This is a genomic window from Pelomonas nitida, from assembly GCF_043555975.1.
GTDB classification, from domain to species: domain Bacteria; phylum Pseudomonadota; class Gammaproteobacteria; order Burkholderiales; family Burkholderiaceae_C; genus Pelomonas; species Pelomonas nitida.
This window is the reverse complement of sequence record NZ_JBIGIA010000001.1, coordinates 68,052-94,627: the sequence shown is the minus strand read 5'-3', so window position 1 is coordinate 94,627 and position 26,576 is coordinate 68,052. Positions and strand designations below refer to the sequence as shown.

The window sequence follows — 26,576 nt, the reverse complement described above, 5'->3', positions numbered from 1 at the left end:
TGCCGCGGGGTCTCCATCTGCGGTGACACCGCCGGCCGGCACCAGCGTGCAGGATTCGTCACTTCGGGCAGATGCCTGCGGCGCGCGGCCGGCAGTGCGGGGGCAACACCCGCCACCATCGCGGCTGCCCAAGGCGTCGGTTGATGGCAGGATGGACGTCCGGCGGAGGGCGTGAGAATGCCGGGCCAGACGAAGGCCCGCCGTACAGGGGCAGAAGGTGATCGAGAGTAACGAAGACTTCACGCTGCACAGGGCCCATGAAGCACTGGAAGTGGGCGACATCGAGCAGGCGGTGTACCTGGCGCGCCAGGTCCTGAGGAGCGCGCAGGCCAACCGCAACGTCCTCTACGAAGGCCGGGCGCTCGCCTGCCTGGCCGACTGCGACCGGCAACTCTCGCAGCTGCGCCGGGCGCACAGCAACAGCCAGTCGGCCGTGCATCTGCTGCGCAACGCGCAAGACCTCGTCGGCGAGGTGATGGCGCTGACGACGCTGTCGCATGTGTCGGCCAGCCTGGGCCGCAACGACGAGGCCGTGGAGAGCGCGCTGCTGGCCGTGGCGCTGTCGGAAGGGCTGCCGCTGTCCCATCTGCAGCCGCTGGCACACAACTACCTCGGCGTGGCGTTCTTCTGGTGCCAGGACTTCGGCCGCGCCGAAGCGGCATTCGAGCGATCCGCCGACCTGGTGCACATCGACGAGCCCTCCGCCAGCCCGCTGCAGCCGCTGCTGAACCTCGCGTTCCTGGAGGCCTTCCGCTTCGCGTCGCAGCGCTTCGAGACCGGCGTGCTGCCGGCCGTGAACAAGCTCAACACCCGGCTGGTGGACTGCGCCGAGATCATCGAGCGCCACGGCGACGAGGGCCTGATGTCGGGCATGACGGTCACGACACGCACGATGTTCCATGTGCTCAAGGGTCTGGCCGCAGCCTGGGTGGGCGACCTCGAGGCCGCCTCGGCGGAGCTGCTGTGGTGCGATGCCTGGCAGGCCCGCTCTGGCCGTGTGAATTGGCTGGCCAGCATGCGGCGCTGGCTGGAGGCCGAGGCCGCCTGGGCCTGTGGCGACCCGCCGCTGGCCGCGGACCTCGCCCGCGAGATGGTGGCTGCCGCCTCGCAGGCCGAGCACGAACAGCTGGCCTGCCTGGGCCATCTGGTCATCGCCACGCTGGAGCGCGAGCGCGGCAACGGCCGCGCCGAAGCCGACGAGCTGCGACGCCTGCGCAAGCGCGAGCAGGCCATCCGCATCGAGGCGCTGGACTGCCGCGACCAGGCCGCCGAATGGCAGATGCAGGCGCGCGCCTCGGCCGATCAGATCATGCGGCTGGAGTCCCGCTCACGCATGCTCGAGCGGCTGTCGCTGGAGGACAGCCTCACGCGCATCCCCAACCGGCGCGCGCTGGACCGCCAGCTGCAGGCCCGCATGGCCAGCTCCACCGACGAGGCGCTCCAGACCTGCGTGGCGCTGATCGACGTGGACCGCTTCAAGCACATCAACGACAACTTCTCCCACCATGTCGGCGACCAGGTGCTCAAGGTCGTCGCCGACGTGCTGTCGCGCGCGGTGCGCGGCGGCGACTTCGTCGCCCGGCTGGCGGGCGACGAGTTCGTTGTGCTGTTCGGCCGCGCGTCGCTCACCGACGCTCAGCAGATCTGCACACGCATGAAGACCGCCATCCAGCAACACGACTGGAGCAGCATGGCGCCGGGCCTGCAGGTCAGCATCAGCGTCGGGCTGGAACAGGCCCGCGAGGGCGAGTCCATGCAGGCACTGCTGCAGCGCAGCGACGACAAGATGTACGTCGACAAGCGGGGCCGGCAGCCCTGATCACCAGCGGTAGCCGACCTTCGCGAAGTACTGGCGGCCGTTGAAGCCGAACGGCGAGAAGCTGCTGTAGCTCAGGATGCCGCCCACCGCGTTGGCGGCGATGACGCGCTCGGGGTAGCGGTCGGTGAGGTTGTCGATGCCCGCATCGACGCTCCAGGCCCCTTGCGACCAGCCCACCGATACGTCGGCCAGCCAGGCCGGCGAGAAGGCCTGGTCGTTCGCCGCGCTGGCCTGCCGGACTTCATAGCGCCCGTAGCGCGTGGCGGCGAGCCGGCCGCTCCACGCACCCCAGCGGTGCTCGGCGCTGAGCAGCAGCTTGTCCTTGGGCGAGCTGACGGTGGCCCGCGCCAGCGTCACGCGGTCGATCAGCGTCAGCGCGTTAGCCGTCAGCACCGCCGGGTTGTCGGCCACGCGCCGCACGGTGTTGTGCGTGTAGCCATAGGCCAGCGTGAAGTCGCTGCGGCCTGCGGCACCCCAGTCCTGGCGCCAGGTGCTGACCAGGTCCGCACCGCGGGTGCGGGTATCCAGCGCATTCGTGAAATAGCGGCCGGCGCTGACCTGCAGCCCCTGCGCGGCCAGCACGGCCTTCAGGGCCGCCGGCAGCGTGAGATTGGCGGACAGCAGGATGCGGTCGTCGATGTCGACCTGGTAGAGGTCCAGCGTGGTCTGCCAATCGCGCGTGGGCGTCAGCTGCAGGCCGACGCTGATGTTGCGCGAGGTCTCGGCCTTCAGCGGCCTGGCGCCCAGCGACTGCGCGGCCGCCGACGGCACCGTGAACGTGCCCGCCTCGACCAGCGTGCCGTTGATGAGATTGGTGGACGTCGTCGCGAAGTACTGCTGCGCCAGCGACGGCGCGCGGAAGCCCGTGGACAGCGTGCCGCGCAGCGCGACGGCCGGATGAACGGCATAACGCCCCGACAGCTTGGCCGCCGTGGCCCGGCCGAAGTCGCTGTAATGCTCGGCCCGCAAGGCCGCCGTGGCGCTCAAATGCTGGGTCAGCTGGCTCTCCAGGTCGGCATAGACCGCGACGTCGTGGCGGCGGTGGCTGCCGGCGTTGCTGGGCTGAAAGCCCGGAAAGCCCGACGCGCCGCCGCCGCTGTACGAGTTGGGCTGGCCGGCGGTGACCTCGTAGCGCTCTTCGCGCACTTCGGCGCCCGCCGTCAGCACGACCGGGCTGGCCAGGCCCCAGTCCAGCTCGCGCGAGGCGTCGGCGTTCAGCAGCGTCTGCTGGTTGCGCAGGCCGCCGGCATCGAAGCGCGTCGGGCTCGCCGCGCCCAGCGAGGCCAGCGAGTAGTTCGCCGTGTTGGCAACCTCGATATCGAAACGATTGCTGCCATGGTTGAGGCTGACGTCCCAACGCCAGCCGGCCGACTCGCCACGCACGCCCAGCACGGCCGCCAGGTCCCGCGTGCGGCTGTTCTCCAGCGGCAGAAAGCCCTCGGGGTAGAGCGCCGCCACGCCGTTGCTGGCCGCCGTGGCCTGCGTGCGCCAGAACGCGGCGCTGGTGGTGTCGCGCTGGCTGAAGCTGGCATGGCCATACAGCTGCACACCGCCGGCCAGCTCGGCCTGGCCGTTCACGAGCAGGGCTCGCTTCGTGCTGTCCGGGTCGCCCAGCCGATTGTTGACCTGGCCCTTGCGCGGCTCGGTGGCGGCGTCGCGCGTGTCGACGCCGGCGCGGTTGGTGCGCTGCTGGTGGCCGGTCTCCAAGGCCAGGCGCAGCCAGCCGGCGTCGCCGAGACCCAGCCCCAGGCTGGCGTCCAGCTGGCCGCGCCGGCCATCGCCACGATCGGTACTGCCGGCCTGGGCGCTCACGCCGCCGCCCTTGGCGCCCTTCTTCAGCACGATGTTGATGACTCCGGCGATTGCATCCGAGCCGTACTGCGCCGCGGCGCCGTCGCGCAGCACCTCCACGCGTTCGATGGCCGCCACGGGAATGGCGTTCAGGTCCGTCGGCGCCGAGCCGCGCCCCTGGCTGCCATTGATGTTGACCACCGCGCCGGTGTGGCGCCGCTTGCCGTCCACCAGCACCAGCGCCTGGTCGGGCGACAGGCCGCGCAGTTGGGCCGGCCGCACCGCGTCGGAGGCATCGGTCAGCGACGGGCGCGGAAAGTTCAGCGCAGGCAGCAACTGCGCCAGCGCGGTGGCCAGCTCCGTCGTGCCGGTGCGCTGCAGGTCGGCGGCGCTGATGACGTCCACGGCCGACTCCGACTGCGCCAGCGTGCGGTCCACGCGGCGCGTGCCGGTCACGACGACCTGTTGCAGCGTGGCCACGTCGGTGGACTGCGCCGCTGCGGGCAGCGCGGTCGCGGCGGCGAGCGCCAGCAGATGGGGAACGAAGGGGCGGGAACGGAGCCTGGAGGGGAGCATGGCCGGGGTGTTCACTGACAAAGGCGTCAGTTTGCGAGCCGGCCATCCATCGGGCAATGAATGAAAACGCCTCCTGTCACTCGATTTCCAACTATCGCCCTCCCCCGCAGCGCCAGGGCCCCGTGCGACACACGAAGACCCGACCGGCCTTGCCCGCGCCGTCAGCGCAGCGTGTCGCGCAACACGCGGCCCAGCATCCGCAAGGCCTCGTCCAGTTCGGCCTCGCTGATCGTCAGCGCGGGCATGAAGCGCAGCAGATGCGGCCGCGGCGCGTTGATCAGCAGGCCGACAGGCGCGAGGTTCCGCGCGGCCAGCACGACGTCCTCGGCCTGGTCCGTCGACAGGATCAGCGCCCGCAGCAGGCCGGCGCCACGCTCGCCAACGAGCCCGTGTTCCCGCACCAGCGCCTGCAGTCCGTCGGACAGCTGCCGCGCACGCTCCCGCACCGTGTCGAGAAACTCGCGGCGGCAGACCTCGTTCACCACCGCCAGCCCGACGGCCGTCATCACCGGGTTGCCGCAGTAGGTGCCGCCCTGGTCGCCGGGCTCGAAGCAGTTCAAGGCCTCCTTGCAGAGCATCGCCGCCAGCGGCAGGCCGCCGCCGATGCCCTTGGCCAGCGTCATGACGTCCGGCTCCACGTCGTACATCTCGTGGGCGAACGCATGGCCACAGCGGCCGATGCCGGTCTGCACCTCGTCCACGATGAGCAGCAACTGCCGCTCGGTGGTCAGCGCCCGCAGTTCGCGCACGAAGCCGGGGTCGGCCAGGCGCACACCGGCCTCGCCCTGCACCAGCTCGATCATGACCGCGACGCTGTCCGGCGTGATGGCGCGCTCCACCGAGGCGATGTCGTTGAACGTTGCCTTCACGAAGCCGCCCGGCATGGGCGCGTAGATGCGGTCCCAGCCCGGCTTGCCGGACGCGCTCATCATGGCCAGCGACCGGCCGTGAAAGCCGCTCTCGAAGCCGATGATCTCGAACGCGCCCCCGCGGTGTTTGCGGCCCCAGCGCCGTGCCAGCTTCACCGCGCCCTCGTTGGCCTCGGTGCCGGAGTTGACGAAGAACACGCGGTCGAAGCAGCTCAGCTCGACGAGCCGCTCGGCCAGGTCCAGTGCCGGCCGGTTGTAGAAGGCCGGGCCCGGATTGAGCAGGCGCTGCGCCTGCGCCGCCAGGGCTTGCGCGATGACCGCTGGGCTGTGCCCCAGGCTGTTGACGGCCCAGCCCTGCATCAGGTCCAGGTAGCGCTTGCCGGCCTCGTCCATCAGCCACGAGCCGTCGCCCCGGACCATGACGCTGCTCGGCCGGCTGTTGATGGTGATGAGCGCACGGCCGGGGCCGGCAGCTGCCACGGGGGTGTTCATTGGAGTCGCTCCTTCCGGCCTCGCCGGCCTGCAAGGTTCGCAGCTTGCGCCCGACGGGCTCTGACCGCCATGACGCTGTTCCCACTTTTTCTGCCATGGCAGAAAACGGCGAGGCCAGCCAGAATCGGGCATGACCTGCCGCATCGTCTTCGTCGTGTTCAACGGGTTCCAGCAGCTCGACCTGGCCGGCCCGATGGCGGTGTTCGAGCTGACCCGGCTGGCCAGGCCCGACAGCTACAGCTGGCGGCTGGCGGCCAACGGCGGCGGCACCGCGCTCAGTTCGGCGGGCATCGCCTGGCCCGTGCAGCCGCTGCCCCGGCTGCGGGGCGACATCGACCTGGTGATGGTGATCGGCGGCGACGGCGTGGACGCCGCCTGCCGTGACGAGACACTCATCCGCTGGCTGCAGCGGGCAGCGCGCGCCGGTGCGCGCGTGGCGAGCATCTGCAGCGGCAGCCTGGTGCTGGCAGCCGCAGGCCTGCTGGACCAGCGCGCGGCGACGACGCACTGGTCACGCAGCCGGCAGTTCTCCAGCGACTTCCCCGACGTGCGCCTGCAGCCGGACCGCATCTTCGTGCGCGAACCCGCGTCGCGCAGCCGCCCGGAGGTGTGGACGAGCGCGGGCATGACGGCCGGCATCGACCTGTGCCTGGCGCTGGTCGCCCACGACTGCGGCGAAGACCTTGCCCGCGACGCCGCGCGGCAGCTGGTGGTGGAACGCCGCCGGCCGGGTGGGCAATCCCAGTTCTCGCCGCTGCTGGACCTGCAGCGGCCCGAGGGCCGGTTCGGCGGGCTGCTGGATCACGTGCGCAAGCACCTTCAGCTCGACCACCGCGTGGACGAGCTGGCCGCCCGCGCCTGCATGAGCCCACGGCATTTCGCGCGCAGCTTCCTGGCCGAGACCGGCACCACACCGGCGCACGCGGTCGAACGGCTGCGCGTGGAGGCCGCGCGCGCCGCGCTGGAGGGTGGTTTGCCATCGGTGCAGCGCATCGCGGAGGACTGCGGCTTCGGCAGCACGGAGCGCATGCGGCGCTCGTTCCAGCGGCTGCTGGGCCGGCCACCGGCGGCGTTTCGCAAGAAAGGCGAGCGCGACACGCAGGCCGCGTGAAGCGGCGCGCCAAGGCGCAGACGCGCAGGCGATCGGCATGGTGTGCCCTCACCGCGGGCACCCACCTTCACGTCAAACACCCATGAAAAAAAGGAGGCCTCGCCTCCCTTTTCGTCAACGCGCGCTACGCGCTCAGCTCAGCACGACCCGCGCGAACTTGCGCTTGCCGACCTGCAGCACATGCTCGCCGGCGTCGAGCTTCAGGCCCTTGTCCGACAGTACTTCACCCGAGCGGCGCACGCCGCCCTGTTCGACCATGCGCAGGCCTTCGCTGGTGGACGCCACCAGCCCGGCCGCCTTCAGCACCTGGGCGATGCCCATGGGTGCGCCGCTCAGCGGCACCTCGGGGATGTCGTCGGGAATGCCGCCCTTGGAGCGGTTGATGAAGTCCTGCTCGGCCGCATCCGCCGCCGCCGCGCTGTGGAAGCGCGCCGTGATTTCCTTGGCCAGCGCCACCTTGGCATCCTTGGGGTTGCGGCCCGCCTCGATCTCCGCCTTCAGCGCCGCGATGTCGGCCATGGACTTGAACGACAGCAGCTCGTACCACTTCCACATCTGCACGTCGCTGATCGACAGGATCTTGGCGAACATGGTGTTCGGCGCCTCGGTGATGCCGATGTAGTTGTTCTTGGACTTGGACATCTTCTCGACGCCGTCCAGCCCCTCCAGCAGCGGCATGGTCAGGATGCACTGCGGCTCCTGGCCGTACTCCTGCTGCAGGTGGCGGCCCATCAGCAGGTTGAACTTCTGGTCAGTGCCGCCCAGCTCCAGGTCGCTCTTCAGCGCCACCGAGTCGTAGCCCTGCATCAGCGGGTACAGGAACTCGTGCACCGAGATGGGCGTCTGCGCCGCGAAGCGCTTCGTGAAGTCGTCGCGCTCCATCATGCGGGCCACCGTGTACTTGGCTGCCAGCTGGATCATGCCGGCCGCTCCCAGCGGTTCGCTCCACTCGGAGTTGTAGCGAATCTCCGTCCTGGCCGGGTCCAGCACCAGCTTGGCCTGGGCGTAGTAGGTCTCGGCGTTGGCCTGGATCTGCTCCTTGGTCAGCGGCGGGCGGGTCGCGTTGCGGCCGGAGGGGTCGCCGATGAGCGACGTGAAGTCGCCGATCAGGAAGATGACCTGGTGGCCCAGGTCCTGCAGCTGGCGCATCTTGTTGAGCACCACCGTGTGGCCGACGTGGATGTCCGGCGCCGTCGGGTCCAGCCCCAGCTTGATGCGCAGCGGCACACCCGTCGCGGCCGAGCGGGCCAGCTTCTTCGTCCACTCGGCCTCGGGCAGCAGTTCGTCGACGCCGCGGCGGGTGATGGCCAGGGCCTCGAGAACGGCATCGGTGACGGGGAATTGAGCAACGTCGGACATGGCGCACCGCCGGCTTGTAAACAGCCGGACGAATTTGTTAAGTTATTGATCCATCGGGGTAAACCGGCATCCTGAGTAGGACAACGCCGGTAGAATTCCCGCATTCGAGGCGGGGTGTTGTTTCAACACAACCGCGGTGGATTTTAAGGGCAGCCCCGTTACCCACGGATGTTGCCCCTCGCGTGGAGCCGGCCCTGCCGGGATTGCCTCAGCGACAACCCCGGGAAGTCGAGCGTGACCGTCGTCCAGCAACGTCTAGAACAAGTCAAAACCGTTCTCCGCAGCGCGGAATCCTTCGCCGCCCGCCATCCCCGCGCCCTGACCTCCTCGGTCGTCGGCCTGCTCAGCTGCTTCGCCGTCACCGCCTTCGGCATCGCGCCGCTGGCCCCCGATGCCGCCCAGCTGCCCAAGCGCACGCTGGTCGAGGCGCCACAGACCCACGACCTGGAAACCCAGCTCGACGAACTGGCCGCATACCACGTCGCGCTGAGCCGCGCGGAGGCCACGCGCTCCAGCGACACGCCCGACAGCCTGCTGCGTCGCGCGGGCGCCTTCGATCCCGCTGCCGCCGCCTTCCTGCGCAACGACCCGCTCGGCCGCCGCGTGCTGCAGGGCCGCGCCGGCAAGATGGTCCACGTGACGGCCGACGCCGCGGGCCAGGTGCAGAAGATCGTGGTGCGCTTCCCGGCCGAAAAAGTCGAGCAACAGCAGAGTCATTTCACGCGGCTGACCATCGAGCGCGACGGCAAGGCGTTCGGCGCCCGCACCGAGACCGCGCCGCTGGAAACGCAGGTGGCGCTGGGCAGCGGCACCATCCGCACGTCGCTGTTCGCCGCGACGGACGAGGCCAACATCCCCGACACCATCGCCTCGCAGATGGCCGACATGTTCTCGGGCGACATCGACTTCCACCGCGAACTGCGCCGTGGCGACCGCTTCAGCGTCGTCTACGAAACGCTGACCGCCGATGGCGAGCCCATCCCCTGGGACGGCGGCGCCGGCCGGCTGCTGGCCGGCGAGTTCACGAACAACGGCCGCAACTATTCGGCGGTCTATTTCAAGGACAGCGCCACCGGCAAGGCCAGCTACTACGGCTTCGACGGCCAGAGCAAGCGGCGCGCCTTCCTGGCCAGCCCGATGGAGTTCTCGCGCATCACCAGCGGGTTCGCGATGCGCTTCCACCCCATCCTGAACACCTGGCGCCAGCACAACGGCGTGGACTACGGCGCGCCCACCGGCACGGCCGTGCGCTCCGTGGGTGACGGCAGCGTCACGATGGCTGGCTGGCAAAACGGCTTCGGCAACGTCGTCAAGATCCGCCACGGCGGCGACCGGGAGACCGTCTACGCCCACCTGAGCAAGATCGACGTGAAGAAGGGCCAGCGCATCGAGCAAGGCCAGCGTGTCGGCGCCGTCGGCATGACCGGCTGGGCCACCGGCCCGCACCTGCACTTCGAGTTCCGTGCGGGAGGCCGCCTGATGGACCCGCGCACCATTGCCAAGGCCTCCGAGGCCGTCACGCTGCCCGGCTACGCCAAGGCCCAGTTCCAGGCCACCGTTGCCAGCGTGAAAACGCAGCTGGCCGTCGCCGAGACGATGGATGGCGTCTCGGCCGACTGATCTCAGCCTCTACGTCGGGCTGATGTCGGGCACATCGCTCGACGGCACCGACGGCGTGGTCTTCGACGCGGCATCGCTGGCCGTCATCGGCCATGTGCACGCGCCCTTCCCCGCCGCGCTGCGCGAGGAACTGCTGGCCCTCAACACGCCCGGCCCCAACGAACTCCACCGCGCCGCGCTCGCCGCGAATGCCGTGGCCCGCAGCTATGCCGATGTGGTGGCCCAGTTGCTGGAAGCGACCGGCCGGCGGCGCGACGAGATCGCCGCCATCGGCGCCCATGGGCAGACGGTGCGCCACCAGCCCGGCGGCTTCGAGGGCTACACCTCACAGTTGCTGAACGGCGCCCTGCTCGCGGAGCAGAGCGGCATCGATGTCGTCTGCGACCTGCGCAGCCGCGATGTCGCCGCCGGCGGCCAGGGCGCGCCGCTGGTGCCGGCTTTTCATCGCGCGGTCTTCTCGACCGAAGGGCAGGACGCCGCCGTCCTCAACCTCGGCGGCATCAGCAACCTGAGCCTGCTCTTTGCCGATGGCCGCACGGGCGGCTTCGACTGCGGGCCTGCGAATTGCCTGATGGACGGCTGGATCGCTCGCCACCAGGGCCGCGCCTACGACGCCGATGGCGCCTGGGCCGCGACGGGGCGGGTATCGCCCGCACTGCTGGCCACGCTGCTGGCCGAACCCTTCTTCGCCCTCGCCCCCCCCAAGAGCACCGGCCGCGACCTGTTCCACCTCGGGTGGCTGCAGACGCGCCTGGTGCCCGGCCTCGCGCCGCAAGACGTGCAGGCCACGCTGCTGGAGTTGAGCGCGCGCTGCGTGGCCGATGCGCTTCACACCCACATGCCCGGCGCACGGCAGGTGATCGCCTGTGGCGGCGGCGCACTGAACGGGCGGCTGATGCAGCGCCTGTCGGACCTGCTGCCGGGTGTGGCGGTGCAATCCAGCGCCGCCCGGGGCCTGCCGGTCGATCAGGTCGAAGCCGCCGCCTTTGCGTGGCTGGCGCAATGCTTCAAGGAAAAACGGCCGGGCAATCTGCCGGCCGTCACTGGTGCCGCCGGGCTGCGGCGGCTGGGCTGCCTGTACCCGGCCTGATCAGGCCGAGAAGCTGGACCCGCAACCGCAGGTCGATTAAACGGAGAAGGACGATCCGCAACCGCAGGTCGTCGTGGCGTTCGGGTTCTTGATGACGAACTGCGCGCCCTGCAGGTCTTCCTTGTAGTCGATCTCGGCGCCCATCAGGTACTGCAGGCTCATCGAGTCGATCAGCAGCGTCACGCCGTTCTTCTGCATCTGCGTGTCGTCATCGTTCACGGCCTCGTCGAACGTGAAGCCGTACTGGAAGCCCGAGCAACCGCCGCCCTGCACGAACACGCGCAACTTCAGGTCCGGGTTGCCTTCCTCGGCGACGAGGTCGCGCACCTTCTCGGCGGCGCTGTCGGTGAAGACCAGAGGCACGGGGATGTCGGTGACGGGGGTATCAAGCACGGCGCTCATGGCGGGCTCCTGTGAATCGGTGCAGAAACGAATATGGGGATTGTCGGCGCAAAAACAAAAGGCCGCATGAAGCGGCCTTTTTTGCAACCCGCCGCATGGTGCGGCCTTGGCTGTCGAAGCGTATGGATTAACGCTTGGAGAACTGCTTGCGGCGACGGGCGCCGTGCAGACCGACCTTCTTACGCTCGACTTCACGCGCGTCACGCGTGACGAAGCCGGCGCGGCTCAGTTCGGGCTTCAGGTTCGCGTCGTAGTCGATCAGCGCGCGGGTGATACCCAGGCGCAGCGCGCCGGCCTGGCCGGACTCGCCGCCACCGTGCACGTTGACCTTGATGTCGAAGGCTTCACCATTGTTCGTCAGCAGCAGGGGCTGCTTGGCGATCATGATGGAAGTCTGACGACCGAAGTAAGCCTCGATGGTCTTGCCGTTGACGATGATCTGGCCCGTGCCCTTCTTGATGAAGACGCGAGCGACCGACGACTTGCGGCGGCCAGTGCCGTAATTCCAGTTTCCGATCATGGCCGTTCCTTAGATCTCGAGAGCCTTGGGCTGCTGAGCGGTGTGCGGGTGCGTGGGACCTGCGTAGACCTTCAGCTTCTTGACCATGGCGTAACCCAGCGGGCCCTTGGGCAGCATGCCCTTGACGGCCTTCTCCAGCGCGCGGCCGGGGTGCTTGGCTTGCATGTCCTTGAACTTCGTGGCGTAGATGCCGCCGGGGAAGCCGCTGTGACGGTAGTACACCTTGTCGGTGGCCTTGTTGCCGGTCACACGGAGCTTGTCGGCGTTGACGATGACGATGAAATCACCGGTGTCCACGTGAGGCGTGTAAATGGCCTTGTGCTTGCCGCGCAAACGGAGTGCCACTTCGCTGGCAACACGTCCGAGCACCTTGTCGGTGGCGTCAATCACAAACCACTCGTGCGTCACCTCGGCCGGCTTGGCGCTGAAGGTCTTCATGAGTTGCTTTCGCTATGCCTGCCCTCGATGAACAAGGGCCGGCGATGGATGGCTGAAACGTCGACCGGCCTCGGTGCGTGTGTCTGTTGCACAGCCTCTCGGCGCGGTGCATGCACGGCGGCTTTTGGGCCGGCTTGCCTGCATTTCGGTCGTCTTTCCCGCAGCCTTTTGACGGAAAAGCCCACGAGTGTATCAGGCAAGGCTCTGGTTTGAAAAGCCCAGGCACGATACGCTCCCCGTCAGCCATGCCACGCAAGCGCCCCACCCCTGCCCCCACGCCCGCTGCCGACCCGGCCTCGGGCTGGGACGAGGTGCTGTCGGCCTTCGGGCCCAACCCGGCATCGCCGCCCCCGCCTGCGGCGCCAGTCACCGAGGCCGCGGCCCCCGCCGAAGGCCCGCTGGCCGGTGCGCGTGCGGCGCTGGAGCGGCTGTCGACCTGGGTGCCCATCCGCTCGCTGACGCGCAGCCACCGCCGCCGCATCGTCGAGCATCTCCTGACGCTGGACGCGCGCGATCGCTACCTGCGCTTCGGCTATGCCGCGTCGGACGAGCAGATCCACAAGTACGCCGCCGGCATCGACTTCAGCCGCGACGAGGTGCTGGGCATCTTCAACCGCCAACTGCAGTTGGTGGCGCTGGCCCACCTGGCTTTTGACCAGCCCGTGCCGGGCGACCCGACGCGCACGATGGCCGAATTCGGCGTCTCGGTGCTGCAGGCGTCGCGCGGCCAGGGCCTGGGGCGGCGGCTGTTCGAGACCGCCGGCCTGCATGCCCGCAACCGGGGCATCGACACGCTCTTCATCCATGCGCTGAGCGAGAACCGGCCGATGCTGCGCATCGCCACGGCCGCCGGTGCCGTGGTGGAGCGGGACGGCGGCGAAGCGGCCGCCTACCTGCGCCTGCCACCGGATTCCTTCGGTTCGCAGGTCGAGCAGGCGCTGGAGCGTCATCTGGGCGAGCTGGACTTCCAGTTCAAGCGCCAGGCCCAGGTCATCAGCGAGTTCGTCGAGAGCGTGGCCGAGGTGAAGGCGCATTTCGACGCCTCGGGCCGCGCGGCCAAGGAGTAGGCGGCGCTGGCGGCCTGCTGCCGCCGACCGGCGACACTCGCCGGATGCATCACGCGACACCTGACCTCAGCTTCGGCGACCTGACGCCGGAGTTCATGCTCGACGCCCTGGACGCCGCCGGCCTGCGCGCCGACGGCCGCATGCTGCAGCTCAACTCCTTCGAGAACCGCGTGCTGATGCTGCACCTGGAGGACGCCCGCTGCGGCAGCACGGCGGCGGTGGCCAAGTTCTACCGGCCGGGGCGCTGGAGCGACGCCCAGATCCTGGAAGAACACGCGTTCGCCGCCGAGCTGGCCGCAGCCGAGGTGCCCGTCGCGGCCCCCTGGGCGCTGGCCGACGGCTCGACGCTGTTCCACCACCAGGGCCAGCGGCTGGCGGTCACGCCGCGCCAGGGCGGCCGCGGGCCGGAGCTGGAAGACCCCGACGTGCTGCGCTGGATCGGCCGGCTGCTGGCACGGCTGCACGGCGTGGGCCGCCAGCGGCCGTTCACCGAACGAATGCAGTGGGCCAGCGCCGCGCCGGCCCAGAGCGCCCGCGACTGGCTGATCGCCAACGACGCCATCCCGCCGGAAACCGCCCCGGCCTGGGACGACACCGTGCGCCGCTGCATCGACGCCATCCAGGCCGCGTTCGACAGCCTGCCCGACCTGCAGCTGACTCGCCTGCACGGCGACTGCCACCCCGGCAACATCCTGTGGACGCCCGACCGCGGGCCGCATTTCGTGGACCTCGACGACGCGTCGCAAGGCCCGGTGGTGCAGGACCTGTGGATGCTGCTGCCCGGTGACCCCGACGCCGCGCGCCGCCAGCTCCATGCCGTGCTGGACGGCTACGAGCAGGTCGCCGAATTCGACGACCGCGAGCTGCGCCTCATCGAGCCGCTGCGCACCATGCGCATGATCCACCACAGCGCCTGGCTCGCCCGCCGCTGGGGCGACCCGGCCTTCCCGGCGGCCTTCCCCTGGTTCGGCACGCCCAACTACTGGATGGACCAGACCGCCCTGCTGCGCGAACAGCTCGAGGCGATGCGCCCCCGGGACACGACGCCCGCACGCGTGCGCGACGAAGACATCGTGGACTTCGACGGCGACGGCTTCGCCTAGGCATTCACGGCGCGCTGCCGCCAGGCACTTTTGCGCCCCAAAGGGCGCCATGCCGGGGCGCACAGGCACTTGCGGTTGTGGGGGATGCATCTGCAAGAATACTGGATATAACAACAGTATTTCGCTTTCATCGCCCGCCCCATGCTGCCCGCTCCCGCCCCTGAGGTCGCCCCTGCGGCCGCTCATCCAGCCACGGCCCTGCACTCACCAGCCCATCCCAGCCCCGCACCGCTGGACGAAGCCGGCCCGCTGCATGGCCGCGTGTGGCGTGGCAGCAGCCTCGGCACCGCCCTCGCCCCCACGCTGCCCAGCGGCTTCACGGCGCTGGACGCCGAACTGCCCGGCGGCGGCTGGCCGCTGCACGCCGTCACCGAACTGCTGGCGCCCCAGGCCGGCGTGCTGGAGTGGCGGCTGCTGGCGCCAGCCCTGCGCGGCTGGTGGGCCGCCCAGGCCCTGCCCGCCGCCACGCCGGGCCGCCGGCTGCGCACCAGCGGGCCTGCGCCGCGCGCGCTGCTGCTCGTGAACCCGCCACACACGCCGCACCTGCCCGGCCTGCAGGCCCTGGGGCTGCCGCCGCAGGCGCTGATCTGGGCCAGCACCGCCACGCCCGCCGAGGCGCTGTGGGCCGCCGAGCAGGCCATCAAGTCGCGCGTGGCGCTGCTGGCCTGGCTGCCCGACGCGCGGCCGGAGCAACTGCGGCGCCTGCAGGTGCATGCCCTGGGGTCGGACGCACCCACCTTCCTCGTGCGGCCCGAGCGTGCCGGCCAGCAGTCGTCTGCCGCGCCGCTGCGCGTGGCCGTGCGGCCCGGCGACGACTGGGGGCTGGACGTGCACCTGCTCAAGCGCCGCGGGCCCATGCACGAAGGCTGGCTGCAGCTGCCCGCGCTGCCCGCCGCAGTGGCGCCGCTGCTGACGGCGGCCAAGCGCAAGCCCCGGCCCACTCCCGTGCCCCTGCCCGCGCCCTTCCCCACACCGGCCAGCCCGCCGACGGAGCGCGCCGATGCGCTGGCTCGCCCTGTGCTGCAAGCCTGATGCGCCGGCCGGCGACGCCGACGCCCTGGCCTGGCTGGCGCTGAGCTTCACGCCCCGCGTCGCACGGCTGGAGGAGGGCGTCGTCGCCGAGATGTCGGGCAGCCTGCGGCTGTTCCGTGGCGCCCGCGCGCTGCGGCTGCTGCTGCAATCGCGCGCCGAGCAGGCCGGCCTGGCGCTGGGCGCCACGGCCTGGGCGCCCACGGCGCTGGCCGCGCTGGCCCTGGCGCGCTGCCCGGGCGGGCCCGCGTCTGGCCGCCTCGGCGAACGGCTGGACGCCCTGCCCCTGCCCGCCCTCAGCGCCGCGCAGGCCCACCACGCCATGCTGGCGCGGCTGGGCTGCCGCCACCTGGGCGAACTGCGCCGGCTGCCGCGCCCGGCGCTGGCCCGCCGCTTCGGCCCCGCGCTACTGGCCGCGCTGGACCGCGCCTATGGCGACCTGCCCGAAGTGCACGACTGGCTGACGCTGCCCGACCGCTTCGACGCCCGGCTGGAGCTGCCCTGGCGCGTGGAGCATGCGCCCGTGCTGCTGCACTTCGCCGAGACGCTGCTGCGCCAGCTCTGCACCTTCCTGGCGGCGCGCCATGCCGGCGTGCGCGCACTGCGCCTGGGCTGGCAGCACAACGCCATGCGTGCGCGCGACGTGGCCGGCAGCGGCGAGCTCACCGTGGCCACGGCCGACACCACGCGCGACCTGACCCGCCTGTCGCGGCTGCTGGCCGAGCACCTGGCGCGCACGACGCTGGCCGCGCCGGCCGGCGAGATCACCCTCAGCGCCGACACCGTGCTGCCGCTGGAGGAGCTCAGCGGTGGCCTGCTGCCCGGCCGCACCGACGCCCAGGAGCAGACCACCACGCATGCGCTGCTGGAACGGCTGTCCGTGCGGCTCGGGCCGGCCCGCGTGCGCGAAGGCCGGCTGCAGGAAGACCACCGGCTGGACCGCATGCAGCGCTGGCTGCCCTGGCCCGCGCCGCCGTCGCCCGCCGCCGTGCGCCCGCCGCCCGGGCCGCAGCCCACCTGGCTGACCGAGCCGCCGCAGCCGCTGCGCTGCGATGCGCAGGAGCAGCCGCTGTACTGCGGCCCGCTGACGCGCATCAGCGGGCCGCACCGCATTGAGGCCGGCTGGTGGGAAGGCCCCGGCGCGCTGCACACGCGTGACTACTTCGTCTACCGCAGCGCCACGCGCGGGCTGCTGTGGGTCTATCACGAGCGCTTTCCCGACACAGCCTCCAGCAGCTCCGGGTGGTTCCTGCACGGGGTGTTCGCATGAGCCCGCAAGCACCGGCACCGGCACCGGCACCGGCACCGGCACCGGCGCCCACATCCACACCGCGCGCAACGGCGCCCGGCATCCCCGGCGGGCGGCTGCGCTACGCCGAACTGCACTGCCTGAGCGCATTCAGCTTCCTGCGTGGCGCCTCGGAGCCGGCCGAGCTGGTGGAGCGCGCCGTCACGCTCGGCTACGAGGCGCTGGCCATCACCGACGAATGCTCGCTGGCCGGCGTCGTGCGGGCCCACAAGCAGTTGCGCGAACTGCGCGAGGCCGCGCACCACGAAGCCCGCGCCGCCGCGCGGCTGGCCGGCGAGCCCGAAGACGACCTGCCGCCCCCCACGCTGCTGAAGCTGCTGATCGGCAGCGAGTTCCTCGTGCGTGACGACGCCGGCACGCCGCGCTTCAAGCTCGTGCTGATCGCGCAGAACCTCAACGGCTACGGCAACCTCAGCCAGTTCATCACCGGGCTGCGCCGCGCCAGCCCGGTCAAGGGCGAGTACACGCTGCACTGGCGGCAGATCGACCCGGCCAAGCTGGCCGACTGCCTGGCCCTGATCGTGCTGCCGCGCCAGGCCAGCGACGCCGAACTCGCCGCACCGGCGCACTGGCTGCTGCGCCACTTCGCCGGCCGCGCCTGGCTGGCCGTGGAGCTGCTGCGCGAGGCCGACGACATGGCCTGGCTGCAGCGGCTGCAGGCGCTGTCCGACGACACCGCGCTGCCGCTCGTCGCAGCCGGCGACGTGCACTTCCACGTGCGCTCGCGCAAGGCGCTGCAGGACGTGATGACCGCCACGCGGCTCGGCCGCCCCGTGGCCGACTGCGGCTTCGACCTGCAGCCCAACGCCGAGCGCCACCTGCGCAGCCGCCAGCGCATCGCACAGATCTGCCCGCCGGCACTGATGCGCGAGACGCTGCACGTGGCCGCGCGCTGCAGCTTCCGGCTCGACGAGATCAGCTACCGCTACCCCAGCGAGGTGGTGCCCGCTGGCGTCACGCCGCGCCAGCACCTGCGCGCGCTCACCTACGCGGGGGCCGGCAAGCGCTGGCCCGGCGGCATCCCCGGCCCCTGGCGCGCCCGCATCGAGCACGAGCTCGAACTCATCGAGGAACTCGGCTACGAGCACTACTTCCTGACCGTGGCCGACGTCGTCGCCTTCGCGCGCGGCATCGGCATCCTCTGCCAGGGCCGCGGCTCGGCGGCCAACAGCATCGTCTGCTACTGCCTGCACGTCACGTCGGTGGACCCCGACCGCAGCACGCTGCTGTTCGAGCGCTTCATCAGCCGCGAGCGCAACGAGCCGCCCGACATCGACGTCGACTTCGAGCACGAGCGCCGCGAGGAAGTCATCCAGTACCTCTACGCCAAATACGGCCGCGACCGCGCCGCGCTGACCGCCGTCGTCATCAGCTACCGCCCCAAGAGCGCCATCCGCGACGTGGGCAAGGCGCTGGGGCTCACCGAGGCGCAGCTCGACGCGATGAGCCACGACCACAGCGGCTGGTCCACTCAGGTGCTGCCCGAGGAACACCGCGCGGCGCTGCAGCAGCAACTGGGCCCGCTGGGCTTGCAGGAGGACGACCCGCGCCTGCTGCAGCTCATCACGCTGGCCCGCCAACTCAACGGCCTGCCGCGGCACCTCTCGCAGCACGTCGGCGGCTTTGTGTTGACCGAAGGCCCGCTCGAACGCCTCGTGCCCATCGAGAACGCGACGATGAAGGACCGCAGCGTCATCGAGTGGGACAAGGACGACATCGACGAGCTCAAGATGATGAAGGTCGACGTGCTGGCGCTGGGCATGCTCAGCGCCATCCGCCGCTGCTTCGACCTCGTCAACCCGATGCGCGGCACCGCCATCGACCTCACCATCCCCGACAACGACAGCGCCACCTACGACATGATCTGCAAGGCCGACACCATCGGCGTGTTCCAGATCGAGTCACGCGCGCAGATGTCCATGCTGCCGCGCCTACAGCCGCGCGACTACTACGACCTCGTCATCGAAGTCGCCATCGTGCGGCCCGGCCCCATCGAGGGCGGCATGGTCCACCCCTACCTGAAGAACCGCGCGCTGCCGCCGGAGCAGGTCGAATACCCCAGCGAGGCGCTGAAGGCCGCGCTGTGGCGCACCCGTGGCGTGCCCATCTTCCAGGAGCAGGTCATGCAGGTCGCCATGATCGCCGCCGGCTTCAGCGCCGGCGAGGCCGACCAGCTGCGCCGCGCCATGGCCGCCTGGAAGCGCCCCGGCGTGCTGGAGCAGTACTACGACAAGGTCGTGAACGGCATGCGCGAGCGCGGCTACACCGACGACTTCGCCCGCCGCATCTTCGACCAGATCAAAGGCTTCTCCAGCTACGGCTTCCCCGAAAGCCACGCCGCCAGCTTCGCGCTGCTCACCTACGTCAGCGCCTGGCTCAAATGCCACGAGCCGGCGGCCTTTTTGTGCGCGCTGCTGAACTCCCAGCCCCTGGGCTTCTACACGCCCAGCCAGCTCGTGCAGGACGCGCGGCGGCACCACGTCGAGGTGCGCGCCATCGACGTGAACCACAGCGCCCGCGACAGCACGCTGGAACCGCGCGACGGCCAGCAACCGCCCCCGCGTGCGCACGCGGCGGGCCACGGCACCGCCCCGGCGCGCGAGCAACCCGCCGTGCGCCTGGGCCTGCGCCTGGTCAGCGGGCTGGGCGACGACGCCGCCACGCGCATCGAAACCGCCCGCCACCGCGACGGCCCATTCGCGCACCCGCAAGACCTCGCCTTCCGGGCCCGGCTCACCCAGCAGGACATGCAGCACCTCGCCGCCGCCGACGCCCTCACCTCGCTCGCCGGCCACCGCCGCCAGCAGGTCTGGCAAGCCTCGGCACTGCACGCCATGCCGGCGCTGCTGCAGGGCAGCCTGCTGCCCGAAGACGACCTCGACCTCCCCGCCGCGGCCGAAGGCGAAGAAGTGCTGTGGGACTACGCCGCCACCGGCCTCACGCTGCGCCGCCACCCGCTCGCGCTGCTGCGCCCACGCCTGGCGCGCGACGGCTGGCTCACCGCGACGCAGCTCGACGGCGTGCCCAGCGGCCGCCGCGCCCGCGCCTGCGGCATCGTCACCGGCCGGCAAAAACCGCAGACGGCCAAAGGCACCCTCTTCGTCACGCTGGAAGACGAGACCGGCAACGTGCAAGTCATCGTCTGGCCCCAGGTCTACGAGGAACACCGCAACACCATCCTCGGCGCCCGACTGCTGGCCGTGGAAGGCGTCTGGCAACGCGGCGACGGCGACGTGCGGCACCTGCTGGCGCAACGCTTCACCAACCTCAGCCCGCTGCTGGGGCGGCTGCCGACGGAGAGCAGGGATTTCAGGTGAGCGGGATGGGGCGAGGCGCTATCGCGGGCGAATGGCTGCAATGCAGCGGTTGCCGTCTTTGGCGGCCGGCGACCGAGTTCACGGTGTCTGACTTGAAGCGGTCGCTGGCGTACTTGGCCTTTCGAACATTTGGCTGCAGGCCCGCCACCGGTGAAAGCGGTCTCAAGCCCCACTCTGAAACGCCGTTGCTGTGGAACTCAATGGTTGCCAAGCAGACCACATCGAACATCTTGACTGCGCCGCTTTGGGACGCGCGGTCTGAACACAGCCGTTTCGAACGGCACCTATAGGCCAGCGCTGTGTACGGGCTACCCTGACTGTCCCAACGGTTAATGCAGAGGCCCCAATGCTTGTGGCAAAAGCGCTCCGAGAGTTGCATGTGTCTTGCCCTTCGGGGCGTGAGCATGTCAGCGCCGCCAGCGGACTGGTGCGCGTTGGCGACCGGCTGTTCGTCGTGGCCGACGACGAAAATTCGTTGGGTATGTTCAACCTTGAACGCGACGAAGCCGGCACGCTCATGCGTCTTTTCCCAGGCGAGCTGCCGTCGGCACCCAAGGCCCGCAAAGCTGCCAAGCCTGACCTGGAATCACTGGCGTTGTTGCCCGCGTTTGCCAGCTTCCCTTACGGCGCGTTGCTGGCGCTGGGATCGGGGTCGCGCAAGCAGCGCCAGCGGGGTGCATTGCTCCCGCTCGGTGCGGACGGCAGCTCGTCGGAGGCCGCCAAGGAAATCGACCTCACCGATTTCTACTCGCCACTGCGAGCCAAATACGACCAACTGAACATCGAGGGGGCCTTCGTCGGCAAGGACCAGTTCTTCCTGCTGCAGCGGGGCAACCAGACCGGCCCTGAGAACGCACTGATCGGATTCGACTGGACGCAGACCGAGGAATGGCTGCGCGGCGTCGGACCGGTGCCGAGGCCGATGTCCTCGAAGACGTTCAACCTCGGTGACATCGACGGCGTGCCACTGTGCTTCACCGACGGCGCGGTACTGCCGGACGGCGGCTGGGTGTTCTGCGCCGCGGCCGAAGCGACCTCCGACAACTACGCGGACGGCCCCTGTCGGGGATCGGCGGTGGGCGTCGTGACGGCCGATGGCCAACTTCAGGCCGTGATGCCCTTGTCTTTGAAGTGCAAGACCGAGGGCATTGCCGTCACCGTCGAGGATGGCCGGATGCAACTCCTGATGGTCACGGACGCCGATGATCCCGATTCGGCGGCATTGCTTCTGGCCGCGACACTGGAGCTTGCTCGCCCCTGACTTGGAGGGCGCATGGGTTGACCGCGTACCTGTTGCAGCGCAACAATCGCGCACTTTCATTTCGGAGCCGCGTGCGTGGACAGTGCCAGTTGTATCAGTGATGTGAAGCTTGCCCAGGTGGGCGGCGCAACGCACTCGGCACCGTAACCCAGGTCTCCTGGCTGCGGCGAGTCCGTCGCAGCCTTCAAGCTTGCTGTTCGGCAAGCTCATATCCCAAGCAACGCTTTCATCGCTGACGCCCTCGCGTCGAGTGCAGACCTTCTCACAGGTATTGCCGCTCGCCGAGGCTGCACCTTGCCGGTCGCTCGCACCAGGCTTCTTCGCGGAGAAGGAGTGCTGTGATGTGCCATGCCAAGACGACTGCGGCCCGCCCTGCGCAGGGCCAGGAGCCGCGTTCGCCCCAGCCCATCCAGCGCATGGTGGGCAACCTTGAGGCTCTGGACCAGGTGCAGCTCTGGTCCACGCGCCGCGTGCGCATCGCCTACCTGACCCAGCCCAAGGCGCTGGCCGGCTGAGCCTGGTCCCTTGAACTTATTCAACGACGCAGGAGGCCCCATGGACCCAGCCCCTAGTTGGCGCTTTGTCGCACCCCTTCCACGAACAACGAGTTCAATGCCATCTGCGCGGCCCCGGAGGCCCTTCCCGGTTTGACGACCCGAGGACCTGCGCGCGCTGAGCGCTGAGAGGATTCCTCATGAAGAAGACCAACAAGATTTATCTCGCGGTGAGCCTGTGCGCATGCCTGGCCGCTACGGCGACGCCAGCGCGAGCGGCCGGGGGCCACTTTGCGGTGGACGACGCCGCCATCCTCGAAACTGGCCAATGCCAGCTGGAGACCTGGTTCGACCGCGAGGCCGGCAATGCACGGCGCGCACTGCACGTCGGCCCGGCCTGCCGTATCGGCTCGGCAGAAATCGGCCTGAACCTTGACCGCGTGCGCCCTGGTGACTCCAGCGGCATCTCCATCATGGGGCCGCAGGTCAAGTGGGCACGTGCCGTCACGGAGCAACTCAGCATCGGCCTCGCCGCAGCGGCCAATTGGCAGAGCCAGACACCGCGCTACGTCGGCAGCACGCTGGTGGTCCCGGTCACCTTCCAGATGTCCGACCCGTGGCTCGTGCATGTCAACGTCGGTCGGGACTTCCGCCCCGGGCAGGCAGACAGCAGCCGAGCGGGTGTCGCACTGGAGTGGTCTCCCGAGACCGCTTGGTCGGTCACTGGCGAGCGCTACCGGGACGGCGGCCGCAACCATTGGCGCCTCGGCGGCCGATGGAATTTGACGCATTGCCTGAGCCTTGACCTGAGCCGCGCCCAGCACCTTGACGCCGGCACGCCGGCCTGGTGGACCCTGGGCTTGAACGTCGTCATCGACCGCTAACGGCTCCCGGCCGCTGGCACCGCGCTGCCCGAGACCGGGTGGCGTCCCTCCCTTTTCCGGTCGAGCTCGACCGGCCTTTCTGCCTCCGTCGCGAGGCCAGGAGCAACCCATGAATTTCACCGTCCTGAAGGAACTGTTCGCAGCCTTCCTGCGCACGCACCACTTCGGCCGCCATTTCCGCCGCCTCGCGCTGTTCGAGAGCATCGCCGGCGCAACGGTCAGCCGCGAGCTGCCGCCCTCGTTGTCCCAGACCCTGATTGCGGCATCTGCCAGCGATGTCGAAGCCTTGCTCGCCTCGTTGAACTCCCGACATTGCGGGCTTCGCGACGAAGAGGCCGACGCGATCCGCGAGGCGGTTGGCGCCAACGAGGTCGAGCATGAGAAGCCGCTACCGTGGTGGGCGCATCTGTGGCATTGCTACAGGAACCCGTTCAACCTGCTGCTGACGCTGCTCGCGCTGGTGTCCTACCTGACCGACGACATGAAGGCGACCGTCGTCATCTCCAGCATGGTGCTGTTGTCCACCGTGATGCGCTTCTGGCAGGAGGTGAAGTCCAACAAAGCCGCCGATGCGCTCAAGGCCATGGTGAGCAACACGGCAACCGTGCTGCGCTCGCGGAGCGAGACAGCCTCGCAGCCCGATGTGCCCGGTCGCACCGAGCTCCCTATCCAGTTGCTGGTGCCCGGCGACGTGATCCTGCTGTCCGCCGGCGACATGATTCCGGCGGACTGCCGCCTGCTCGGCGCCAAGGACCTGTTCGTCAGCCAGGCCGCCATGACCGGCGAGTCGCTGCCGGTGGAGAAATTCGCGCATCAGCGCGACGCGCACACCTTCAACCCGCTGGAGCTGGACAACCTCGTCTTCATGGGCACCAACGTGGTGTCCGGCTCGGCCAGCGCCGTGGTCGTCGCCACCGGCCCGCGCAGCTACTTCGGCGCGCTGGCCCTGCGCGTCGGTGCGACGGACCGCGCGCCCACGTCGTTCCAGTCCGGCGTCAACAAGGTCAGCTGGCTGCTGATCCGCTTCATGTTCGTCATGACACCGCTGGTGCTGTTCATCAACGGATTCACCAAGGGCGACTGGACGGAGGCGCTGCTGTTCGCGCTGTCCGTCGCGGTGGGGCTCACACCCGAGATGCTGCCGATGATCGTCACCTCGACCCTGGCCAAGGGCGCGGTGTTCCTGTCGCGCAAGAAGGTCATCGTCAAGCGCCTGGATGCCATCCAGAACTTCGGCGCCATGGACGTGCTGTGCACCGACAAGACGGGCACCCTGACCCAGGACAAGATCGTGCTGGCCCGGCATGTGGATGCATGGGGCGGCGAGCAGGACGAGGTGCTGGAGCTGGCCTACCTGAACAGCTACTACCAGACCGGCCTGAAGAACCTGCTCGACGTGGCGGTGCTGCAGCATGCCGAAGTGCATCGCGAGCTGGACCCGGCGAGCAACTACCGCAAGGTTGACGAGATTCCGTTCGACTTCACGCGGCGGCGCATGTCCGTGGTGGTGGCCGAGCGCGATGACCACCACCTGCTGATCTGCAAGGGCGCCGTCGAGGAAGTGCTGGCCGTCTGCACGCAGGTTCGGCATGGTGATGCCATTGAAGCGATGGACGCAGGCCTGCTGGCCCGCATCCGGCAGGTGACAGCCGAACTCAACGATGAGGGCCTGCGCGTGGTGGCCGTGGCCGCGAAGGAACTGCCGCCGGCCAAGGATGTCTACGGCCTGGCCGACGAGGGCGAGCTGACCTTGATTGGCTACGTGGCTTTCCTGGACCCGCCCAAGGACAGCACGGCGCCGGCATTGAAGGCCCTGGCCGAGCATGGCGTGACGGTCAAGGTGCTGACGGGTGACAACGAGCGGGTCACCGCCAAGATTTGCAGCCAGGTCGGGCTAGACAGCCAAGGCGTGATGCTGGGCTCCGATGTGGAGCGCATGACCGATGCGGAATTGGCTGTGGAGGTCGAACGCGCCAATGTGTTCGCGCGTCTGACGCCCGCCCACAAGGAGCGCATCGTGCGCCTGCTCAAGGCCAACGGCCATGTGGTCGGCTTCATGGGCGACGGCATAAACGATGCGCCGGCCCTGCGCACGGCCGACATCGGCATCTCGGTGGACTCCGGCGTGGACATCGCCAAGGAGGCGGCCGACATCATCCTGCTGGAGAAGAGCCTGATGGTGCTGGAGGAAGGCGTGCTGGAAGGTCGCCGCACCTTCGCCAACATGCTCAAGTACATCAAGATGACGGCGAGTTCCAACTTCGGCAATGTGTTGTCGGTGCTGGTGGCCAGCGCCTTCATTCCCTTCCTGCCCATGCTGCCGATGCACCTGCTGGTACAGAACCTGCTGTACGACATCTCGCAGATCGCCATCCCCTTCGACAACGTCGATGACGACATGCTGAAGTCCCCGCAGCGCTGGCAGCCGGCAGACATCGGCCGCTTCATGGTGTTCTTCGGCCCCATCAGCTCGATCTTCGACATCGGCACCTATGCGCTGATGTGGTTCGTCTTCCATGCCAACACGCCCGAGCAGCAGACGCTGTTCCAGTCCGGCTGGTTCGTGGTGGGGCTACTCACGCAGACGCTGATCGTGCACATGATCCGCACGCCCAAGCTGCCTTTCCTGCAGAGCCGGGCATCCACGCCGTTGCTGGTGATGGGCGGCATCATCATGGCCGTGGGCATCTTCCTGCCCATGGGGCCGCTGGCGCACTACTTCAAGCTGCAGGCGCTGCCGCCGCTGTACTTCGTGTTCCTGCCGGCGATCCTGCTGGCCTACATGGGGCTCACGCAGGCTATGAAAGGCTTCTACAGCCGGCGCTTCGGCTGGCAGTAGCCCTACGTCAAAGAGCAGGTCGTAGAGTTGAGCCGTGCAATTCAAATTTGAACCCGGTGTTGCGGCCGCGTTGGCCGCGGCCGTCTTGTTCGGCGCCAGCACGCCGCTGGCCAAGCCCCTGCTGGCGCAAACCGGCCCCTGGTTGTTGGCGGCCCTGCTGTACCTGGGCTCGGGCCTGGGTCTGCTCATGGCTCGGCGTCTGCGCGGCGAGCCTGCTGTGATCCTCGAACGCAGCGAGCGTTGGTGGCTGGCCGGTGCCATCCTCGCGGGCGGCGTAGTCGGGCCAGTGCTGCTGATGCTCGGGCTCTCACGCTTGCCCGCAGCAGATGTGTCCCTGCTGCTCAATGCCGAGGGCGTGATGACGGCGCTGCTGGCCTGGTTCGCCTTCAAGGAGAACTTTGATCGTCGGATTGCCCTGGGCATGCTGGCCATCGTGGTGGGAAGCCTGGTGCTTTCCTGGCCTCAATCAGGGCAAAAGGCTGGCGACTTGGGCGATTGGTGGCCGGCATTGGCCGTGCTTGGCGCGTGTCTGGCCTGGGGCATCGACAACAACCTGACGCGCAAAGCGTCCTTGTCCGATGCCAGCTACATCGCGATGACCAAAGGGCTTGCTGCCGGGGCCACGAATCTGGTGCTGGCCTTGCTGGCCGGCGCCAGTTGGCCGGGCATGGGCCCAGTGCTCGCCGCAGGCCTGCTGGGCTTTGCCAGCTATGGGGCGAGTTTGGTTCTGTTCGTCCTGGGCTTGCGGCATCTGGGCACGGCACGCACGGGGGCCTACTTCTCGGTCGCCCCCTTTGTCGGCGCGGTGCTGGCCATTGGCATGCTGGGTGAGTCCGTCACCTGGCAACTGCTGCTGGCCGGGCTGTTGATGGCCGTCGGCGTGGCTTTGCATCTGACAGAGCGGCACGATCACGAACATCGGCATGAAGTGCTAGAGCATGACCACGAACACACCCATGGGGCGGGAGACCTGCATCACACTCATCTCCATGTCCCGCCCGTGCCTCCCGGAACTCGTCATTCACATGCACATCGGCACGAAGCCCTGACTCACAGTCACGGGCATTTCCCGGATGCGCATCACCGTCACGGGCATTGAATGCGCCGCATCCGCCGATACGGATTGGTCTCGCTGCGGCAGAGGCCACGAGTGACTGCTTTGCTTCGTCGCCGACGTTTGGCGGCT

At 69.3% G+C, this 26,576-nt stretch carries 20 protein-coding genes; 14 read left to right on the top strand and 6 right to left on the bottom strand.

The features are described 5' to 3' along the window. The first annotated feature begins 217 nt into the window (after positions 1–217). A complete protein-coding gene (locus ACG00X_RS00405) occupies positions 218–1,819 on the top strand; it encodes a diguanylate cyclase (protein ID WP_394485836.1) in 1,602 nt (533 codons plus the stop codon). On the opposite strand, the gene ACG00X_RS00400 is transcribed toward ACG00X_RS00405, so the two are convergent. Continuing rightward, positions 1,820–4,186: a TonB-dependent receptor plug domain-containing protein gene (locus ACG00X_RS00400; protein WP_394485833.1), complete on the bottom strand. Its 2,367-nt coding sequence runs from the start codon at positions 4,184–4,186 to the stop codon at positions 1,820–1,822. It abuts the gene before it with no gap. Between the two features lie 161 nt (positions 4,187–4,347). After that, positions 4,348–5,547: an acetylornithine transaminase gene (locus ACG00X_RS00395; protein ID WP_394485831.1), complete on the bottom strand. Its 1,200-nt coding sequence runs from the start codon at positions 5,545–5,547 to the stop codon at positions 4,348–4,350. 130 nt (positions 5,548–5,677) lie between these two features. On the opposite strand from ACG00X_RS00395, the gene ACG00X_RS00390 reads away from it, so the two are divergent. Continuing rightward, positions 5,678–6,658, top strand: a complete 981-nt coding sequence (locus ACG00X_RS00390) for a GlxA family transcriptional regulator (RefSeq protein WP_394485829.1) — start codon at positions 5,678–5,680, stop codon at positions 6,656–6,658. Positions 6,659–6,790: 132 nt separating this feature from the next. On the opposite strand, the gene tyrS is transcribed toward ACG00X_RS00390, so the two are convergent. After that, complete coding sequence (gene tyrS, locus ACG00X_RS00385; RefSeq protein ID WP_394485828.1) at positions 6,791–8,017, bottom strand: tyrosine--tRNA ligase; 1,227 nt, start codon at positions 8,015–8,017, stop codon at positions 6,791–6,793. 234 nt (positions 8,018–8,251) lie between these two features. Here tyrS and ACG00X_RS00380 point away from each other — a divergent pair, with 234 nt between their 5' ends. Next, positions 8,252–9,637 carry a peptidoglycan DD-metalloendopeptidase family protein gene (locus ACG00X_RS00380; RefSeq protein ID WP_394485826.1) on the top strand — a complete coding sequence of 462 codons (1,386 nt, stop codon included), beginning with the start codon at positions 8,252–8,254 and terminating at the stop codon, positions 9,635–9,637. Beyond that, a complete protein-coding gene (locus ACG00X_RS00375; protein ID WP_394485825.1) occupies positions 9,618–10,727 on the top strand; it encodes an anhydro-N-acetylmuramic acid kinase in 1,110 nt (369 codons plus the stop codon). Before ACG00X_RS00380 ends, ACG00X_RS00375 begins: the two co-directional genes overlap by 20 nt. Positions 10,728–10,763: 36 nt before the next feature. On the opposite strand, the gene erpA is transcribed toward ACG00X_RS00375, so the two are convergent. The 3 genes from erpA to rplM form a co-directional block, all read right to left on the bottom strand. Then, the gene (erpA, locus tag ACG00X_RS00370) at positions 10,764–11,129 is read right to left on the bottom strand and encodes an iron-sulfur cluster insertion protein ErpA (RefSeq protein ID WP_394485823.1); all 366 of its coding nucleotides are present in this window, start codon (positions 11,127–11,129) and stop codon (positions 10,764–10,766) included. A 127-nt stretch (positions 11,130–11,256) separates the two neighbouring features. Next, a complete protein-coding gene (rpsI, locus tag ACG00X_RS00365; RefSeq protein ID WP_394485820.1) occupies positions 11,257–11,649 on the bottom strand; it encodes a 30S ribosomal protein S9 in 393 nt (130 codons plus the stop codon). A gap of 9 nt (positions 11,650–11,658) precedes the next feature. Then, positions 11,659–12,087, bottom strand: coding sequence for a 50S ribosomal protein L13 (gene rplM, locus ACG00X_RS00360; RefSeq protein ID WP_088482271.1), 429 nt, complete (start codon positions 12,085–12,087; stop codon positions 11,659–11,661). Positions 12,088–12,332: 245 nt separating this feature from the next. Here rplM and ACG00X_RS00355 point away from each other — a divergent pair, with 245 nt between their 5' ends. The 10 genes from ACG00X_RS00355 (at position 12,333) to ACG00X_RS00310 (ending at position 26,489) form a co-directional block, all read left to right on the top strand. Next, a complete protein-coding gene (locus ACG00X_RS00355) occupies positions 12,333–13,154 on the top strand; it encodes a GNAT family N-acetyltransferase (protein ID WP_394485819.1) in 822 nt (273 codons plus the stop codon). Between the two features lie 44 nt (positions 13,155–13,198). After that, positions 13,199–14,257 carry a serine/threonine protein kinase gene (locus ACG00X_RS00350; protein WP_394485817.1) on the top strand — a complete coding sequence of 353 codons (1,059 nt, stop codon included), beginning with the start codon at positions 13,199–13,201 and terminating at the stop codon, positions 14,255–14,257. Positions 14,258–14,398: 141 nt separating this feature from the next. Then, positions 14,399–15,289, top strand: coding sequence for a translesion DNA synthesis-associated protein ImuA (imuA, locus tag ACG00X_RS00345; RefSeq protein ID WP_394485815.1), 891 nt, complete (start codon positions 14,399–14,401; stop codon positions 15,287–15,289). Beyond that, the gene (locus tag ACG00X_RS00340) at positions 15,258–16,556 is read left to right on the top strand and encodes a Y-family DNA polymerase (RefSeq protein ID WP_394485813.1); all 1,299 of its coding nucleotides are present in this window, start codon (positions 15,258–15,260) and stop codon (positions 16,554–16,556) included. Before imuA ends, ACG00X_RS00340 begins: the two co-directional genes overlap by 32 nt. After that, on the top strand, positions 16,553–19,912 hold the full coding sequence (locus ACG00X_RS00335) for an error-prone DNA polymerase (RefSeq protein ID WP_394485811.1): 3,360 nt from the start codon (positions 16,553–16,555) through the stop codon (positions 19,910–19,912). The genes ACG00X_RS00340 and ACG00X_RS00335 overlap by 4 nt, the downstream gene beginning before the upstream one ends. A gap of 346 nt (positions 19,913–20,258) precedes the next feature. Beyond that, positions 20,259–21,173 carry a DUF6929 family protein gene (locus ACG00X_RS00330; RefSeq protein WP_394485809.1) on the top strand — a complete coding sequence of 305 codons (915 nt, stop codon included), beginning with the start codon at positions 20,259–20,261 and terminating at the stop codon, positions 21,171–21,173. Between the two features lie 341 nt (positions 21,174–21,514). Continuing rightward, a complete protein-coding gene (locus ACG00X_RS00325; RefSeq protein ID WP_394485807.1) occupies positions 21,515–21,688 on the top strand; it encodes a hypothetical protein in 174 nt (57 codons plus the stop codon). 179 nt (positions 21,689–21,867) lie between these two features. Beyond that, a complete protein-coding gene (locus ACG00X_RS00320) occupies positions 21,868–22,551 on the top strand; it encodes a hypothetical protein (RefSeq protein WP_394485805.1) in 684 nt (227 codons plus the stop codon). 109 nt (positions 22,552–22,660) lie between these two features. Next, positions 22,661–25,390 (top strand): magnesium-translocating P-type ATPase, encoded by a 2,730-nt coding sequence (gene mgtA, locus ACG00X_RS00315; RefSeq protein WP_394485803.1) that lies wholly within the window; start codon positions 22,661–22,663, stop codon positions 25,388–25,390. A 34-nt stretch (positions 25,391–25,424) separates the two neighbouring features. Further along, positions 25,425–26,489, top strand: coding sequence for a DMT family transporter (locus tag ACG00X_RS00310; RefSeq protein WP_394485801.1), 1,065 nt, complete (start codon positions 25,425–25,427; stop codon positions 26,487–26,489). Positions 26,490–26,576 lie beyond the last annotated feature (87 nt).